Annotated in this window: 15 protein-coding genes and 1 pseudogene; 11 read left to right on the top strand and 5 right to left on the bottom strand. The window is 72.6% G+C overall.

Annotation, left to right across the window (positions count from 1 at the left end; translation table 11 throughout):
• Positions 1 to 101 precede the first annotated feature (101 nt).
• Positions 102 to 1,802, top strand: coding sequence for a phospho-sugar mutase (locus IF61_RS0122410; RefSeq protein WP_030368292.1), 1,701 nt, complete (start codon positions 102 to 104; stop codon positions 1,800 to 1,802).
• Positions 1,803 to 1,909: 107 nt separating this feature from the next.
• Here IF61_RS0122410 and IF61_RS0122405 read toward each other — a convergent pair whose 3' ends face one another.
• Positions 1,910 to 2,470, bottom strand: a complete 561-nt coding sequence (locus IF61_RS0122405) for a PH domain-containing protein (protein ID WP_030368291.1) — start codon at positions 2,468 to 2,470, stop codon at positions 1,910 to 1,912.
• A 305-nt stretch (positions 2,471 to 2,775) separates the two neighbouring features.
• On the opposite strand from IF61_RS0122405, the gene deoC reads away from it, so the two are divergent.
• Genes deoC through IF61_RS0122390 form a run of 3 tightly spaced genes read left to right on the top strand, consistent with a single transcriptional unit; the run spans position 2,776 to position 6,090 of the window.
• Positions 2,776 to 3,759, top strand: coding sequence for a deoxyribose-phosphate aldolase (deoC, locus tag IF61_RS0122400; RefSeq protein WP_043190189.1), 984 nt, complete (start codon positions 2,776 to 2,778; stop codon positions 3,757 to 3,759).
• A 14-nt stretch (positions 3,760 to 3,773) separates the two neighbouring features.
• A complete protein-coding gene (locus IF61_RS0122395; protein ID WP_030368289.1) occupies positions 3,774 to 5,213 on the top strand; it encodes an aldehyde dehydrogenase family protein in 1,440 nt (479 codons plus the stop codon).
• Positions 5,206 to 6,090, top strand: a complete 885-nt coding sequence (locus IF61_RS0122390) for an aldehyde dehydrogenase family protein (protein WP_030368288.1) — start codon at positions 5,206 to 5,208, stop codon at positions 6,088 to 6,090. The genes IF61_RS0122395 and IF61_RS0122390 overlap by 8 nt, the downstream gene beginning before the upstream one ends.
• 78 nt (positions 6,091 to 6,168) lie before the next feature.
• Here the strand turns inward: IF61_RS0122390 and IF61_RS0122385 are convergent, their stop codons facing one another.
• Positions 6,169 to 6,573 carry a hypothetical protein gene (locus tag IF61_RS0122385; protein ID WP_245684581.1) on the bottom strand — a complete coding sequence of 135 codons (405 nt, stop codon included), beginning with the start codon at positions 6,571 to 6,573 and terminating at the stop codon, positions 6,169 to 6,171.
• A 192-nt stretch (positions 6,574 to 6,765) separates the two neighbouring features.
• Between IF61_RS0122385 and IF61_RS0122380 the strand changes: the two genes are divergently transcribed.
• The gene (locus IF61_RS0122380) at positions 6,766 to 7,422 is read left to right on the top strand and encodes a hypothetical protein (protein WP_030368286.1); all 657 of its coding nucleotides are present in this window, start codon (positions 6,766 to 6,768) and stop codon (positions 7,420 to 7,422) included.
• Positions 7,423 to 7,696: 274 nt separating this feature from the next.
• Here IF61_RS0122380 and IF61_RS0122375 read toward each other — a convergent pair whose 3' ends face one another.
• A complete protein-coding gene (locus IF61_RS0122375) occupies positions 7,697 to 8,476 on the bottom strand; it encodes a SigE family RNA polymerase sigma factor (protein ID WP_030368285.1) in 780 nt (259 codons plus the stop codon).
• A 214-nt stretch (positions 8,477 to 8,690) separates the two neighbouring features.
• Between IF61_RS0122375 and afsQ1 the strand changes: the two genes are divergently transcribed.
• The 5 genes and pseudogenes from afsQ1 to IF61_RS37760 form a co-directional block, all read left to right on the top strand.
• Complete coding sequence (afsQ1, locus tag IF61_RS0122370) at positions 8,691 to 9,368, top strand: two-component system response regulator AfsQ1 (protein ID WP_173864811.1); 678 nt, start codon at positions 8,691 to 8,693, stop codon at positions 9,366 to 9,368.
• A 38-nt stretch (positions 9,369 to 9,406) separates the two neighbouring features.
• Positions 9,407 to 10,897, top strand: a complete 1,491-nt coding sequence (locus IF61_RS0122365; protein ID WP_052392935.1) for a sensor histidine kinase — start codon at positions 9,407 to 9,409, stop codon at positions 10,895 to 10,897.
• On the top strand, positions 10,894 to 11,511 hold the full coding sequence (locus IF61_RS0122360) for a hypothetical protein (RefSeq protein ID WP_030368282.1): 618 nt from the start codon (positions 10,894 to 10,896) through the stop codon (positions 11,509 to 11,511). The genes IF61_RS0122365 and IF61_RS0122360 overlap by 4 nt, the downstream gene beginning before the upstream one ends.
• Before the next feature lie 263 nt (positions 11,512 to 11,774).
• Positions 11,775 to 12,329, top strand: coding sequence for a VanZ family protein (locus IF61_RS0122355; protein WP_030368281.1), 555 nt, complete (start codon positions 11,775 to 11,777; stop codon positions 12,327 to 12,329).
• 116 nt (positions 12,330 to 12,445) lie between these two features.
• A pseudogene (locus tag IF61_RS37760) lies at positions 12,446 to 12,538 on the top strand (PspC domain-containing protein); the annotation flags it as partial.
• Positions 12,539 to 12,629: 91 nt separating this feature from the next.
• On the opposite strand, the gene IF61_RS36605 reads toward IF61_RS37760, so the two are convergent.
• Positions 12,630 to 13,097: a hypothetical protein gene (locus tag IF61_RS36605; RefSeq protein ID WP_052392926.1), complete on the bottom strand. Its 468-nt coding sequence runs from the start codon at positions 13,095 to 13,097 to the stop codon at positions 12,630 to 12,632.
• Positions 13,098 to 13,284: 187 nt separating this feature from the next.
• Positions 13,285 to 14,397, bottom strand: a complete 1,113-nt coding sequence (locus tag IF61_RS0122345; protein ID WP_030368279.1) for an adenosine deaminase — start codon at positions 14,395 to 14,397, stop codon at positions 13,285 to 13,287.
• Between the two features lie 102 nt (positions 14,398 to 14,499).
• Between IF61_RS0122345 and IF61_RS0122340 the strand changes: the two genes are divergently transcribed.
• Positions 14,500 to 15,327 (top strand): alpha/beta hydrolase, encoded by an 828-nt coding sequence (locus IF61_RS0122340; protein WP_245684580.1) that lies wholly within the window; start codon positions 14,500 to 14,502, stop codon positions 15,325 to 15,327.
• Positions 15,328 to 15,452 lie beyond the last annotated feature (125 nt).

Here is a 15,452-nt window from a genome sequence, read left to right as displayed (position 1 = left end):
GAGGGCCCGTAAATCATGCAGCCCCGGAGGGCCCGGCCCACCCCGCCCCCGACCCGCCTCACCACAGACCCCATATCCCCGAACCCTCCGTAGGAGACACCGTGGAGCGAGACGACGCCCTCATCGCCCAGGCCCGGACCTGGCTCGCCGAGGACCCCGACCCCGACACCCGCGAGGAGCTCGCCCGGCTCATCGACGGCGCGGCCACCGGGGACACCGCCGACCTCGCCGCCCGCTTCGCCGGCACCCTCCAGTTCGGCACCGCCGGCCTCCGCGGCGAACTCGGCGCCGGCCCCATGCGCATGAACCGCTCCGTCGTCATCCGCGCAGCCGCGGGCCTCGCCGCGTACCTGAAGAAGCAGGGGACCCCCGCGGGGGACGACACTGCCGGCACGGTCGTCATCGGCTACGACGCCCGCTACAAGAGCGCGGACTTCGCCCTGGACACCGCCGCCGTCATGGTCGGCGCCGGCCTCAAGGCCGTCCTCCTCCCCAAGCCGCTCCCCACCCCCGTCCTCGCCTTCGCGATCCGCCACCTCGGCGCCGTCGCCGGCATCGAGGTCACGGCGAGCCACAACCCGCCCCGCGACAACGGCTACAAGGTCTACCTCGGCGACGGCTCCCAGATCGTGCCGCCGGCCGACGCCGAGATCGCCGCCGAGATCGCCGCGATCAAGAGCCTGGACGACGTCCCGCGCCCCTCCGCCGGCTGGGAGACCCTCCGCTACGAGGACGTCGTCGGCGCCTACCTGGAGCGCACGGACGCCGTCCTGACCGGCGGCTCCGCCCGCGACGTCCGCGTCGTCTACACGCCCATGCACGGCGTCGGCCGCGACGTCCTGACCGCCGCGTTCGAGCGCGCCGGCTTCCCCGCCCCGACCGTCGTCGCCGCCCAGGCCGAGCCGGACCCGGACTTCCCGACCGTGGTGTTCCCGAACCCGGAGGAGCCGGGCGCCATGGACCTGGCGTTCGCCACCGCCCGCGAGGCCCGGCCGGACATCATCATCGCCAACGACCCGGACGCGGACCGCTGCGCCGTCGCCGTCCCCGACCCGGACAGCACCGAGGGCTGGCGCATGCTCCGCGGCGACGAGGTCGGCGCGCTGCTCGCCACGCACCTGGTGCACAAGAACGCCCGTGGCACGTTCACCACGACGATCGTCTCGTCCTCCCTGCTCTCCCGCATCGCCGCCGCGAGCACCGGCACGCCGTACACGGAGACCCTGACCGGCTTCAAGTGGCTGGCCCGCGTCGACGGCCTGCGCTACGCCTACGAGGAGGCGCTCGGCTACTGCGTCGACCCCGAGGGCGTCCGCGACAAGGACGGCATCACCGCGGCCCTGCTGATCGCCGAGCTGGCGGCGGAGCTCAAGGAGTCCGGCCGCACCCTCAGCGACCTCCTGGACGACCTGGCGGTCGAGCACGGCCTGCACGCCACGGACCAGCTGTCGGTGCGCGTCCAGGACCTCTCCCTGATCGCGGACGCGATGCGGAGGCTGCGCGAGCAGCCGCCGACGGTTCTGGCGGGCCTGCACATCACGTCCGCCGAGGACCTGTCGAAGGGCACGGAGTCGCTGCCGCCGACGGACGGCCTGCGCTATCACCTCGCCGGTGACGAGTCGGGGACGGTCTCCGCCGCGCGGGTGATCGTGCGGCCGAGCGGCACCGAGCCGAAGATCAAGTGTTACCTGGAGGTCGTGATTCCGGTGGCGGACGCGGCGGCACTCGCGGGCGCGCGATCCAAGGCGGCGGAGGTCCTGGCCGCGATCAAGACGGACCTGTCGCAGGCAGCGGGCATCTGATTCCCGGGGCCCCGCCCCGGACCCCGGTCCTCGAACGCCGGACGGGCTGAAACATTTCAGCCCGTCCGGCGCAGGATTTCGGGGCGCCGGCTGCCGGCTGCCAGCCGTCAGCCGATAACCAGCAACACCACGAACAACACCAACCCCACTCCGGCGGGCACCAGCACCTCGTACGCCCACCGCACCACGACATCCCCCTTCGCGTCCTCCCGCGAAGCGCCCCGCTCGGCAAGCTCCTGCAGCTCCGCGACGGTCTGGTCGGCGGGTGCCGCCTCCGCCCCGCTCCGGGCCGCGCGCTTGCGCTTCCTCAGGGACACCGGCACGGCCCACAGCTGGTACGTGGAGCCCCCGGCCAGCACCTCGCTGGAGTACCCGGCCCGCACCGCGTCCACCGCCGCCCACGGCAGCGTGATCGTCCGGAACGGGTTCCGCACGAGCAGCCGCGAGGCGCCCGCGAAGACGGCGGGCCGCAGCGTGAAGGCGATGATGAGCGGGACGACGCACAGCAGGCCGGCCAGGGCCAGCCAGGGCGTACGGCCCTCGCCGCGGGCCGCGGCGTCGCCGCCCAGCCAGCCGGCGAGGGCGAGCAGCAGCACGCCGCCGGCGATGCCGGCGGGCGAGCGGTAGCGCCTGTCGGCGAATTCCTGTTCGGGGCTAGGGCTCGTCATGGGCAGATTGTGCCTGACGCCTCCGGCGGGGACCTCGGGCGCAGCGCCCGGGACACCCGCGGCCGAGCCGCGAAGCACGTCCGGCACCGCCGGATTCCACCGTCGTGGCTGCGCGCCACTGCGGCGGAAGGGGATGCCCCCGCGTACCCCACGCCCGGGCCGGACGGCCACCCCGCACCACCGGGCCACGAGTCGATCACCACGCGATCACCCCCTCGCCACCACGTGATCACCCGCTCGGAAGAGCGCCGACTCCTGCAGGGGTGTACACGCGCTACGCGCGTAGATATGCTCATCTGGTGACCATGCCCACCACAGTTACCGCACACGGCAACGACGCCGCGACGCGGCTGAAGGAGCTGGCGGACGCCACCGCCTCCGACAGTGCGCTGCGCCGCTTCCTGCACGGACTCCCGGGGGTCGACGCGGTCGGGCTGGAGGCCCGCGCCGCCTCGCTCGGCACCCGCTCGATCAAGACCACGGCGAAGGCGTATGCCATCGACCTGGCGATCTCGATGATCGACCTCACGACGCTCGAGGGTGCCGACACCCCGGGCAAGGTCCGGGCCCTGGCCGCCAAGGCCGTCAACCCCGACCCCACCGACCGGACGGCGCCGCGCACCGCCGCCGTCTGCGTCTACCCCGACATGGTGGCGACGGCCAAGGCCGTCCTCGCCGGCACGGACGTGAAGGTCGCCTCCGTCGCCACCGCGTTCCCCGCCGGCCGCGCCGCACTGCCGGTCAAGCTCGCGGACACGCGCGATGCGATCGAGGCCGGTGCCGACGAGATCGACATGGTCATCGACCGTGGCGCCTTCCTCGCCGGCCGGTACATGGACGTCCTGGAGGAGATCCGGGCCGTCAAGGCCGAGTGCGGTGACAAGGCCCGCCTGAAGGTGATCTTCGAGACGGGCGAGCTGTCGACGTACGACAACATCCGCCGCGCGTCCTGGATCGGCATGCTCGCGGGCGCCGACTTCATCAAGACCTCGACCGGCAAGGTCGCGGTCAACGCCACCCCGGCGAACACCCTGCTGATGCTGGAGGCCGTGCGGGACTTCCGCGCGCTGACCGGCGTGCAGGTCGGCGTGAAGCCGGCCGGCGGCATCCGCACCACCAAGGACGCGATCAAGTTCCTGGTCCTGGTCAACGAGACCGTGGGCGAGGAGTGGCTGGACAACACCTGGTTCCGCTTCGGCGCCTCCAGCCTCCTCAACGACCTGCTGATGCAGCGGCAGAAGCTGAGCACCGGGCGCTACTCCGGTCCCGACTACGTGACGGTGGACTGACCGACATGGCTGACATGGCTAACAAGGCATTCGCATACGCTCCCGCACCCGAGTCGCGCGCGGTCGTCGACATCGCCCCGTCCTACGGCCTGTTCATCGACGGCGAGTTCGCCGAGGCGACGGGCGGCAAGGTCTTCAAGACGATCAGCCCCTCCACCGAGGAGGTGCTCTCCGAGGTCGCCCAGGGCTCCGCGGAGGACGTGGACCGCGCGGTGAAGGCCGCCCGCAAGGCCTTCGAGAAGTGGTCGGCGCTGCCGGGCGCCGAGCGCGCCAAGTACCTCTTCCGGATCGCCCGGATCATCCAGGAGCGCAGCCGCGAGCTCGCCGTCCTGGAGACCCTGGACAACGGCAAGCCGATCAAGGAGACCCGCGACGCGGACCTCCCGCTGGTCGCCGCGCACTTCTTCTACTACGCGGGCTGGGCCGACAAGCTCGACCACGCGGGCTACGGCGCGAACCCCCGCCCGCTGGGCGTCGCGGGCCAGGTCATCCCGTGGAACTTCCCGCTGCTGATGCTGGCGTGGAAGATCGCCCCGGCGCTCGCCACGGGCAACACGGTCGTCCTCAAGCCGGCCGAGACCACGCCGCTGTCGGCGCTGTTCTTCGCGGACATCTGCCGCCAGGCGGGCCTGCCCAAGGGCGTCGTCAACATCGTCACCGGTGACGGCACCACGGGCGCCGCGCTCGTCGCGCACGAGGGCGTCAACAAGGTCGCGTTCACCGGCTCCACGGCGGTCGGCAAGGCCATCGCCCGTACGGTCGCGGGCACGGACAAGAAGCTCACCCTGGAGCTGGGCGGCAAGGGCGCCAACATCGTCTTCGACGACGCGCCCATCGACCAGGCCGTCGAGGGCATCGTCCAGGGCATCTTCTTCAACCAGGGCCAGGTCTGCTGCGCGGGCTCGCGCCTGCTGGTCCAGGAGTCGATCCAGGACGAGCTGCTGGACTCCCTCAAGCGCCGCCTGTCCACGCTGCGCCTCGGCGATCCGCTGGACAAGAACACCGACATCGGTGCGATCAACTCCGCCGAGCAGCTGGCCCGGATCACCGAGCTGGCCGACAGCGGCGAGGCCGAGGGCGCCGAGCGCTGGGCCCCGGCGTGCGAGCTGCCGGAGAACGGCTTCTGGTTCCGCCCGACGCTGTTCACGGGCGTCACCCAGGCCCACCGGATCGCCCGCGAGGAGATCTTCGGCCCGGTCCTGTCGGTGCTGACGTTCCGCACCCCGGGCGAGGCGGTCGCCAAGGCGAACAACTCGCAGTACGGCCTCTCCGCCGGCATCTGGACGGAGAAGGGCTCGCGCATGCTGGCCGTCGCGAGCAAGCTGCGCGCGGGTGTCATCTGGGCCAACACGTTCAACAAGTTCGACCCGACGTCGCCGTTCGGCGGCTTCAAGGAGTCGGGATTCGGCCGCGAGGGCGGCCGCCACGGCCTGGAGGCGTACCTCGATGTCTGATCGGCTCAGTGTCTTCAAGACCTACAAGCTGTTCGTCGGGGGCAAGTTCCCCCGGTCCGAGAGCGGGCGGGTGTACGAGGTGACCGACTCCAAGGGCAACTGGCTGGCCAACGCCCCGCTGTCCTCGCGCAAGGACGCCCGTGACGCGGTCGTCGCGGCCCGCAAGGCCGTCGGCGGCTGGTCCGGCGCGACCGCGTACAACCGCGGCCAGGTCCTCTACCGCGTCGCCGAGATGCTGGAGGGCCGCCGCGACCAGTTCGTGGCGGAGGTCGACGACGCCGAGGGCCTGTCCAAGGCGAAGGCCGCGGCCCAGGTGGACGCCGCGATCGACCGCTGGGTCTGGTACGCGGGCTGGACCGACAAGATCGGCCAGATCACCGGCGGCACGAACCCGGTGGCGGGCCCGTTCTTCAACGTCTCCTCCACCGAGCCGACCGGCGTCGTCGCCGTGCTCGCGCCGCAGGAGTCGTCGTTCCTCGGCCTGGTCTCGGTGATCGCCCCGGCGATCGCCACCGGCAACACCGTGGTCGTGGTGGCCTCGGAGAGGGCCCCGCTGCCCGCCCTGTCGCTGGGCGAGGTGCTGGCCACCTCCGACGTCCCGGGCGGCGTCGTGAACGTCCTGTCGGGCCGTACGGCGGAGATCACGCCGTCGCTGGCCGCGCACCAGGACGTCAACGCGATCGACCTCGCGGGCGCGGACGCCGAGCTCGCCAAGGAGCTGGAGATCGCCGCGGCGGACAACCTGAAGCGCGTGCTGCGTCCACAGCCTGTGGACTGGGCCGCGGCACCCGGCACGGACCGCATGACGGCGTTCCTGGAGACGCGCACGGTCTGGCACCCGACGGGGTCGCTGGGCGCGGGCGGCTCGTCGTACTGACCCAAGGTCGTACTGAGACCCGAACGGCATGAGGAGGCGGGGTGGGCCGTGGCCCACCCCGCCTCCTCACGTCCGGTCTCAGTGCGCCTTGGGAGGCACCGCCGGCCGCCCGGTCGGCAGCAGCGACGTCAGGTTGCTCGCCACGGGCAGGTCCGTCAGGCTGCCGCCCTTGGAGATCGGCGCCGTCGCCGGCTTGGTGGTGACCGGCTGCATCTGGCCCACCTTCGTGCCCACCGTGTTGTCGAACGGGTCGACGGGCGTGCCGGCCAGCGGGTTGGTCCGCAGGGTCTTGACCGTGTCGAAGATCCCCTCCGCTCCCGCCTCCAGGCCCTTGTTGGCTCCTTCGACGGCCGCGGGGATGTTGGTCTCGCCGAACTGGGCGCGGGCCAGGCCGCTGCCCATGCCCGTGTCCGTGCCGGCGGCGCTCGCGGAGGCCGCGCCGCCCGCGGCCAAGGCCGCGCCCGCCGATACGGTCAGCCCCACGCGCAGCAGCATCCGGCGCCGGAGCGCTCTCGACGCCTTGCTGGCGGAGTGTGCGTGTCGTGCGTGCGAGGCCATGGCCACCTGCCCTGCCGGAGTCGTGAGATGCGGACGGTCGTGAGATGCGGACGAACGACAACGCAGAGTATGCGAGTCGTGACGCTGTGCGCATCATGCGACCCGGGGGGATCCCCCATGCGGACCAATGCCTCACACTGGTGTCCCGTGACTCCCCACTTGAGCCCCGCACGCGTCATCCTGCTGACCGGTCCGTCCGGTTCCGGAAAGTCGTCCCTCGCGGCCCGTACCGGGCTGCCCGTCCTCAACCTGGACGACTTCTACAAGGAGGGCACGGACCCGACGCTGCCGCTCCTCGCGGACGGCTCGGGCACGGACTGGGACTCCCCGCTCTCGTGGCACGCGGACGCCGCCGTCGCCGCGATCGAGCAGCTGTGCCACACGTCGCGGACGGACGTGCCGCTGTACTCCATCTCCAGCAGCTCGATCACGGGCACGAGCGTCCTGGACATCGGCCGCACGCCGCTGTTCATCGCCGAGGGCATTTTCGCCGCCGACATCATCGACCGCTGCCGCGACCTGGGCGTGCTGGCCGACGCCCTGTGTCTGCGCGGCCGCCCCTCGACGACCTTCCGCCGCCGTCTGGCGCGCGACCTGCGCGAGGCCCGCAAGTCCGTGCCGTACCTGGTCCGGCGCGGCCTGCGGCTGATGCGCGCCGAGCGCGGCATCGTGGCCCGGCAGACGGCGCTGGGCGCGTACGCGTGCGGCAAGGAGACGGCCATGGGCCGGATAGCCGCCGCGGCGGCGGGCCGCCGCGAGAGCGTGCGGATCTGACCGGGGCCGTACGAAGCGACGTACGGAGCGACCGGACCGTCATCCGAGGCGACCAGCCCGTCATCACTGTGCGCGCCGCCTGACCGGGACACCGGAAGCGGGCGGACGCGCACGGAAGCGCGCCGAGGCGCACGGCCCCGGCGCGGAAGACGCGCAGAAGCGGGTCAGGACAGGCCCCCCGGCTGTCCGACCCGCTTCCGCTCCCCCGTGGCCCTGTCCGCGCTCCCCCCGAAGCGCCCCCCGTTCAGGGCCCCTTGTCGTCCGTCGGCGCCCCTCAGGCGACCAGCTCGCCGAAGGACTCCAGCTGGTCACGGCCGGAGCCGATGACCTCGTCGTCGCGCAGGCGGCGCAGCGAGCGCCAGATGCTGCTCTTGACCGTGCCGACGCTGATGTCCAGGATCTCGGCGATCTCCGGGTCCGTCCGGCCCTCGTAGTAGCGCAGGACGAGCATCGTGCGCTGCAGCTCGGGCAGCCGGGCCAGCGCCTGCCAGAGGACGGCGCGCAGCTCGGTGCCGCGCATCGCGTCGCCCTCGCCGGGCATCTCCGGCAGTTCCTCGGTCGGGTACTCGTTGAGCTTCCGGCGGCGCCAGGCGCTGATGTGCAGGTTGGTCATCGTGCGGCGCAAGTAGCCGCCGACGGCCGCCTTGTCCGTGATCCGGTCCCAGGCCCGGTAGGTGGAGAACAGCGCGCTCTGCAGCAGGTCCTCCGCCTCGTGGCGGTCGCCGGTCAGGTGGTAGGCGGTCGCGTACAGGGAGGCGCGGCGCTCCTGGACGTAGGCGGTGAACGCCGCTTCGGCGGACACGGCCTCCGTCCGGGACGCCCCCGTGACGTCCCCCGTCTTCTCCCCCGTGGCCCCCGGAGCCGCCCCCGCGGCTCCCTTGGCCTTCCCGTACGTGACCGCGTCGATCGCCACCATGTACGGCGGCCGGACGCGTCCGGTGCCGCGGGCGCACCCCCGCCCGCCCACGGCACCGGACTTCTCCGGGCCCCGCCCGGCGTCGTGCAGGCGCGTGCGAATGACTGCGCTGGTCGTGGTGCTGTGCAGTGTGTTCATCTCGCGCCCCCCGTCGGTGGAGCCAGCCTCGGTCCGATTTCCGTACCGGGCCTCGCTGCCCGATGACCAAAAGCCTGCCGGGCCAGTTTCATCGCGCTGTCCGCCGACTGTCACAGCCCTGCAACAGCTCGGCGGGGCGCGGAAGGGCCCGGCGGGACCCCGCGCCGAGGGCGCCGGTCGAACTACCGGGCTGACGTAGGCCAGAATGACCACTGTGCCTTCCCTGTTGCTGATCGAGGACGACGACGCCATCCGCACCGCTCTCGAGTTCTCCCTGTCCCGTCAGGGCCACCGTGTGGTGACCGCGGCGACGGGCGAGGACGGCCTCAAGCTGCTCCGTGAGCAGCGGCCGGATCTGATCGTGCTGGACGTGATGCTGCCCGGTATCGACGGTTTCGAGGTGTGCCGGCGCATCCGCCGCACCGACCAGCTGCCGATCATCCTGCTCACCGCGCGCAGCGACGACATCGACGTCGTGGTGGGCCTGGAGTCCGGCGCGGACGACTACGTGGTCAAGCCCGTGCAGGGCCGGGTGCTGGACGCGCGGATCCGCGCGGTGCTGCGCCGCGGCGAGCGCGAGACCAACGACTCCGCCGCCTTCGGCTCGCTGGTCATCGACCGCTCCGCTATGACCGTGACCAAGAACGGCGAGGAGCTCCAGCTCACGCCCACCGAGCTGCGGCTGCTGCTGGAGCTCAGCCGCCGGCCGGGGCAGGCGCTCTCGCGCCAGCAGCTGCTGCGCCTGGTCTGGGAGCACGACTACCTGGGCGACTCCCGGCTGGTCGACGCCTGTGTGCAGCGGCTGCGCGCCAAGGTCGAGGATGTGCCGTCGTCCCCGACCCTGATCCGCACCGTGCGCGGCGTCGGCTACCGCCTGGACGCTCCGCAGTGACCGGACGCGTGCGCCGCTGGGCCGCCGCCCGCAATGTGATGACGCTCAGCCTGCGCTGGATAAGCCTGCGGCTGCGGCTGATGCTCGTCTTCGCCCTGGTCGCCCTGGCCGCAGCCGTCTCCGCCTCGGCGATCGCGTACTGGCTCAACCGCGACGCGGTGCTCACCCGCACCCAGGACGCGGCCCTCGACGACTTCCGCAAGTCCCTGCAGGACAACACCGGCACGCTGCCCCTCGGGCCGACCTGCCAGGAGCTGCAGGCGGCGGCCGACCGGATGGCGGCCACGTCGCAGAAGTACGAGGTGCTGCTGATCGGCAGCGGCGAGGGCGGCAAGGCCTGCGCCGCGCCCTCGGACCGCGACCTGTTCTCCCTCAAGGTCGTGCCGAAGTCGCTGCAGGCGGCCGTGAACCGCGAGCGGCGCGTGGACGACTCCAACCGCTACGCGTACCACCTGTACTGGCAGCGGATCACGCTGGACGGCAAGCCGTACCTGGTGGGCGGCGCGAAGGTGATCGGCGGCGGGCCCACGGGCTATCTGCTGAAGTCCCTGGAGAACGAGCGCGCCGACCTCAACTCGCTGGCCTGGTCGCTGGGCATCGCCACCGGTCTCGCCCTCATCGGCTCCGCGCTGCTCGCGCAGGCCGCCGCCTCCACCGTGCTGCGGCCCGTGCAGCGGCTCGGCGACGCGGCCCGGCGGCTCGGCGAGGGCAAGCTGGACACCCGGCTGCGCGTCTCCGGCACGGACGAGCTCGCCGACCTGTCGCGCACCTTCAACAAGACCGCGGAGTCGCTGCAGAAGCGCGTCGAGGAGCTCAGCGCCCGGGAGGCCGCGAGCCGCCGCTTCGTCGCCGACATGTCGCACGAGCTGCGGACCCCGCTCACGGCCATCACGGCGGTGACCGAGGTGCTGGAGGACGAGGCGGACAACCTCGATCCGATGATCGCCCCGGCGGTGCAGCTCGTCGTGAGCGAGACCCGCCGGCTGAACGACCTGGTGGAGAATCTGATGGAGGTCACCCGCTTCGACGCGGGCACGGCCCGGCTCGTGCTGGACGACGTGGACGTCGCCGACCAGGTCACCGCCTGCATCGACGCCCGCGCCTGGCTCGACGCCGTCGAGCTGGACGCCGAGCGCGGCATCATGGCCCGGCTCGACCCGCGGCGCCTCGACGTCATCCTCGCCAACCTCATCGGCAACGCACTCAAGCACGGCGGCTCCCCTGTGCGCGTCTCCGTCCGCACCGAGGACGACGCGCTGCGCATCGACGTGCGCGACCACGGCCCGGGCATCCCCGAGGACGTCCTGCCGCACGTCTTCGACCGCTTCTACAAGGCGAGCGCGTCCCGGCCGCGCTCCGAGGGCAGCGGCCTCGGCCTGTCCATCGCCCTGGAGAACGCCCACATCCACGGCGGTGAGATCACCGCGGCCAATTCCCCCGAGGGCGGCGCGGTCTTCACGTTCACCCTGCCGCGGGACGCCTCCGGCCTCGCGGAGCAGCCGGCCGGGGACGGGGAGGGCGGCAAGTGAGAACCACTCCGCGCCCGGCCCCGCGCCTGAGATCGACGCTGCGGGGCGCCGCGCTGGCCCTCGCCTTGCTCGGCACGGCCACGGCCTGCGGCATCCGCGGCACCGCCGTGCCGGTGGACGCGGGCGGCGCGCCGTCGCGCTCGTCGTGCGTCGTCAAGCCCGAGCGCACCGTCCCCTCGGGCTCCGCCACCGTGACCGTCCAGCTGGAGTGCACCTCGCAGCTGGTGCCCGTCACCCGCGCGGTGAACGGGCCCGACACCTCCGAGGACGGCGTGGCCGTCGCCCGCCTGCTGCTCGACGAGCTCCGCAAGGCGCCCTCGAACCAGGAGGCCGAGGCGGGCATGTCCACGGCCGTCCCGCAGCGGCTGACCGTGTCCGGGCCGCGGCCCGGCGACCCCGCCGGAACGCTGCGGCTCGGCCGGGACCCCGGCGACCTGCCGCAGGTCGGCCTGGCGCAGCTCGTGTGCACGTACGCGGGCACGGCCGCGGCCGACGGCAAGCGGACGGTGATCCTGGGCGGGCCGGCGGAGGAGCGCCCCAAGAGCTACGCGTGCACGGACGAGCTCCGGGCGCATCCGGACAGCGCGGACATCACGGGCGCGGCTGTTTCGTAAGACACGGCCGTTTCGTCAGACATCGCTGTTCGTAAGACATCGCTGTTTCGTGAGCCCTGTCGCTTTCGCTGCGGTGGATACGGCACCGCCGGGCCGCGGTGTCCCACCGTTGCGGCGGGCGATCGTTTTCCGCCGCAACGGCGGCCCGTCACCGCGGTGCGGGCCCGGCGGCATACGCAGGCGGAACCGCCCCGCGCCCCGGGAACCGCCGGAGGCTCCCGCAGGCCGGAACCGTGCGACCGGCGCACCGCGTCATGTGGGGCGTGCAGGGTCATGGTTACGGCGGTACGCCCGCCCTCCGATACCGCTACCGCCTCGCGGGGTGCGTGCTCCTCGTCGTCCATCTGCTGACGGTCGGCTGGCTCGCCCTGCGCCCGCTGACCGTGCCCTGGGTGTCCGCCGCGCACCTGGAGCCGCTGGCCACGATCCGGGCCGACCTCGCTCTGAGCCCCTGGGAGGCGGCGCGGGCCATAGGGGCGGGGGTGCTGCCGCTCGCCCCGCTGGGCGTGCTGCTGCCGTGGGCGCGGGGCCGCCTCATGGCGTCACCGCTGGGCTCGCTGACCCGTACGGTCTTCACCAGCGCGATGGTGTCGCTGGCGCTGCAGGTGGTGCAGAGCGGCGTCGTGGGCCAGGTGCTGGACGTGGACGCGCTCCTGCTGAACGTGACGGGGGTGGCGGCCGTGCACCTGGCCGTCGTCCCCGCGGCGAGGGCCCGTCTCCGTCGCACGGCGGACGGGAGGCGTCCGGAGCCCATACGCCGGGAGGAGGCCCCCCAGGGTGTCACCCCGACGATCCCCAGGGTTCGGATCGCCCCTTAGGCCGACGTTCCGGCCGGGCCCACGGACATAACGTGGAGTCATCGGGAAGCCGACGGGATGGACGGGAAAAACGTTCCCGCGCCGTATCGGTTCCCGCGAGACGAGGAGTCGCCGTCATGTCCGCCAAGCTGGTCCGTCCCCGCAACCACAGGATGATCGCCGGGGTGTGCGCCGGTCTGGCCGAGCGCTTCGGGACGTCCCGCACGACGATGCGGGTGATCCGCCCGCCCGCCGACCCCCGCTCCGGCGCCGCCCCCCGCCGTCGTACGAGCGGGACGGGCTCGCGGGGGCCGGGGCTGGTCAGCCGCCGATGCCGGACACCGGCAGGCTGCCGAGCGGCAGCCCGGACAGGGGCGCCAGCAGGCCCGTGTTCCCCTTGTTGTCGGCCGGCAGGGTGGCGGCCTGGGCCGCGGCGTCCTTGGTCTCCGGGGCGGCCTGGGTCTCCGGGGCGGCGGACCTGGTCGCGCCCTTCGGGGCGAGCTCGTGCGTGGGCAGCTGCGGCGCCACGGCCTTGTCCACGGCCTGGGCCGGGGCCTGCAGCATGCCGCTCTGGATCGCGCGGTCCGCCGCGGAGATCACCGGGCCGCCCGCGGGGGCGACCTCGGCGACCTGCTGGATGGGCAGCCCCGCCGTCGTGGTCCGGGCGGTGGTCGTGAGCGATTCGACGGCACCCGCGGGGCCGGCCGCCTGCGCGCTCCCCGCCGCCACGGCGGCGAAGGCAACACCGAGGGCGGCGGCACCGAGAGTCCTGAAGTTTCCGAGCTTCATCTGAATTCTGTCCTCGCGACGGGGGATTCTTCGAGCGGCACTGCAACCTAGCCACGACTTCCCGGCCGCCGCAATCATTGACACGGCCGGGACGATAAACGTCCCGGCCGTCGCACGCTATTCCCCGCGGATTCACCGTCCGTTGCGGCCGGTGAGAACGCCGCTGGTCAGAAAGGCCCGCCCGCTCCTACTGGAAGAGCCACTCGGACTTGAGCTCGGCGTAACCCGGCTTGATCACGTCATTGATCATCGCCAGACGTTCGTCGAATGGGATGAACGCGGACTTCATCGCGTTGACGGTGAACCACTGGATGTCGTCCAGCGTGTAACCGAAGGACTTCACCAGGTGCTCGAATTCCCGGCTCATGCTGGTGCCGCTCATCAGGCGATTATCGGTATTGATAGTCGCCCGGAAATGCAGTTTCCGGAGCAGTCCGACCGGGTGCTCCTCGTACGAGCTGGCCGCACCGGTCTGCAGGTTCGAGGTGGGGCACATCTCCAGCGGAATGCGCTTGTCCCGGACGTAGGACGCGAGGCGGCCCAGCTTGGCCTTCCCGTCCTCGCCGATCTCGATGTCGTCGATGATGCGGACGCCGTGGCCGAGCCGGTCCGCGCCGCACCACTGCAGCGCCTGCCAGATCGACGGCAGGCCGAACGCCTCGCCCGCGTGGATGGTGAAGTGGTTGTTCTCGCGCTTGAGGTACTCGAACGCGTCCAGGTGGCGGGTGGGAGGGAAGCCCGCCTCGGCGCCCGCGATGTCGAAGCCGACGACGCCGGAGTCGCGGTAGCGGTTGGCGAGTTCCGCGATCTCCAGGGCACGGGCCGCGTGCCGCATGGCGGTCAGCAGCGCGCCCACCCGGATGCGGTGGCCGGCCGCCTTGGCGCGGCGCTCGCCCTCGCGGAAGCCCTCGTTGACGGCCTCCACGACCTCTTCGAGGGTGAGGCCGGCCTCCAGGTGCTGCTCCGGTGCGTAGCGCACCTCGGCGTAGACGACGCCGTCCTCGGCCAGGTCCTCGGCGCACTCCGCGGCCACCCGGACGAGGGCCTCGCGGGTCTGCATCACGGCGCAGGTGTGCGCGAAGGTCTCCAGGTACCGCTCCAGCGAGCCGGAGTCGGCGGCCTCGCGGAACCAGACGCCCAGCTTGTCCGCGTCGGTCTCGGGCAGACCGGTGTAGCCCGTCTCGCGGGCCAGGTCGACGATCGTGCCGGGGCGCAGCCCGCCGTCCAGGTGGTCGTGCAGCAGGACCTTGGGGGCGCGACGGATCTGTTCGGGGTTCGGTTGGATGGTCTCGGTCGTCATTTCGGCACTCTAGCCCCTACGCGCGTAGATGGCGGCGAACGATACGGAACGGTGACCCGTCGGCGGGGTGGACACCACCGGTCCTTCTGCCATCGTTTTTCCATGGCTCAGCAAGCGTTGCCTCAGCGGGACCCGGAAGGAACGCACGGACAGCCGAACGCCCCGCGGCAGAAGCGGGACAGGCGGGACACGGCACGGCCCACGGCGCGGCTGGGGAAGCCGCTCGGGGCCGGGCGCACGGTGCACGGAGTGGCACTGCTGCTGCCCGGCGGCCGCGCCGAGAGCACCCGCCGGCCCTCGGCGCTCGCCCTCGCGGCACAGCGGCCGCTGGCCCGCCGGCTGACCGCGGCGGCCGCGGCGGACGGGCTGGTCACCCACGTCGTCCACTACCGGCAGCGCGGGTGGAACGGTTCCGCGGCGGACCCCTTGCGGGACGCCGAATGGGCGGCGGACGAGGTGGTGCGGCGCTACGGCGACGTACCGGTGTGCCTCGTCGGCACGGACGTGGGCGGCCGCGCGGCGCTCCGGGCCGCGGGGCACGCGGCGGTGACGGCGGTGCTGGCCGTCGCCCCGTGGCTGCCGGACGCGGGCGGCCTCCCGGAGCCCGAACCGGTGCGGCAGCTCTGCGGGCGGCGCGTGCTGATCGTGCACGGCACCAATGACGAGCACACGGACCCCGATCTGTCGTTCCGCCTCGCCCAGCGCGCGAAGAAGGTCAACCGCGACGTGTGCCGCTTCGAGGTCCACTCCGACGGGCACGGCCTGCGCCAGCACCGCGCGGAAGTCCAGGCCCTGGCCGCGGATTTCGTGCGCGGCGCGCTCTTCGGCCACCACTTCGCGCGGCCGGTCGCCGATGCGCTGGCGGCTCCGCCGCCGCTGGGCCTTCGCATGCCGCTGGCCTCCGGCTTCGGGGCGAGTCTGGGGTACTGAGCCGCGGGGTTCGCCCCTCGTACGGGGTACGCCCCTCGTACGGAGTACGCCGAGTTCGGCACCGCCGGGCTGCGCCATGGGGGTTGCTCGCCGCTGCGGCGGTTTCGAGAGGCTGGGCCTCTCGA

Source organism: Streptomyces roseoverticillatus, assembly GCF_000719265.1.
Taxonomy (GTDB): domain Bacteria; phylum Actinomycetota; class Actinomycetes; order Streptomycetales; family Streptomycetaceae; genus Streptomyces; species Streptomyces roseoverticillatus.
Note: the sequence above shows the minus strand (reverse complement) of the source record. Positions and strands in the feature narration are given on the sequence as shown.

Coding starts and splice junctions, on each gene's coding strand:
- IF61_RS0122365 (WP_052392935.1), top strand. CDS start 9,407: ATGACGCTCAGCCTGCGCTGGATAAGCCTGCGGCTGCGGCTGATGCTC.
- IF61_RS0122395 (WP_030368289.1), top strand. CDS start 3,774: ATGGCTAACAAGGCATTCGCATACGCTCCCGCACCCGAGTCGCGCGCG.
- IF61_RS0122380 (WP_030368286.1), top strand. CDS start 6,766: ATGCGGACCAATGCCTCACACTGGTGTCCCGTGACTCCCCACTTGAGC.
- IF61_RS0122405 (WP_030368291.1), bottom strand. CDS start 2,470: ATGACGAGCCCTAGCCCCGAACAGGAATTCGCCGACAGGCGCTACCGC.
- deoC (WP_043190189.1), top strand. CDS start 2,776: ATGCCCACCACAGTTACCGCACACGGCAACGACGCCGCGACGCGGCTG.
- IF61_RS0122375 (WP_030368285.1), bottom strand. CDS start 8,476: ATGAACACACTGCACAGCACCACGACCAGCGCAGTCATTCGCACGCGC.
- IF61_RS36605 (WP_052392926.1), bottom strand. CDS start 13,097: ATGAAGCTCGGAAACTTCAGGACTCTCGGTGCCGCCGCCCTCGGTGTT.
- IF61_RS0122345 (WP_030368279.1), bottom strand. CDS start 14,397: ATGACGACCGAGACCATCCAACCGAACCCCGAACAGATCCGTCGCGCC.
- IF61_RS0122390 (WP_030368288.1), top strand. CDS start 5,206: ATGTCTGATCGGCTCAGTGTCTTCAAGACCTACAAGCTGTTCGTCGGG.
- IF61_RS0122340 (WP_245684580.1), top strand. CDS start 14,500: ATGGCTCAGCAAGCGTTGCCTCAGCGGGACCCGGAAGGAACGCACGGA.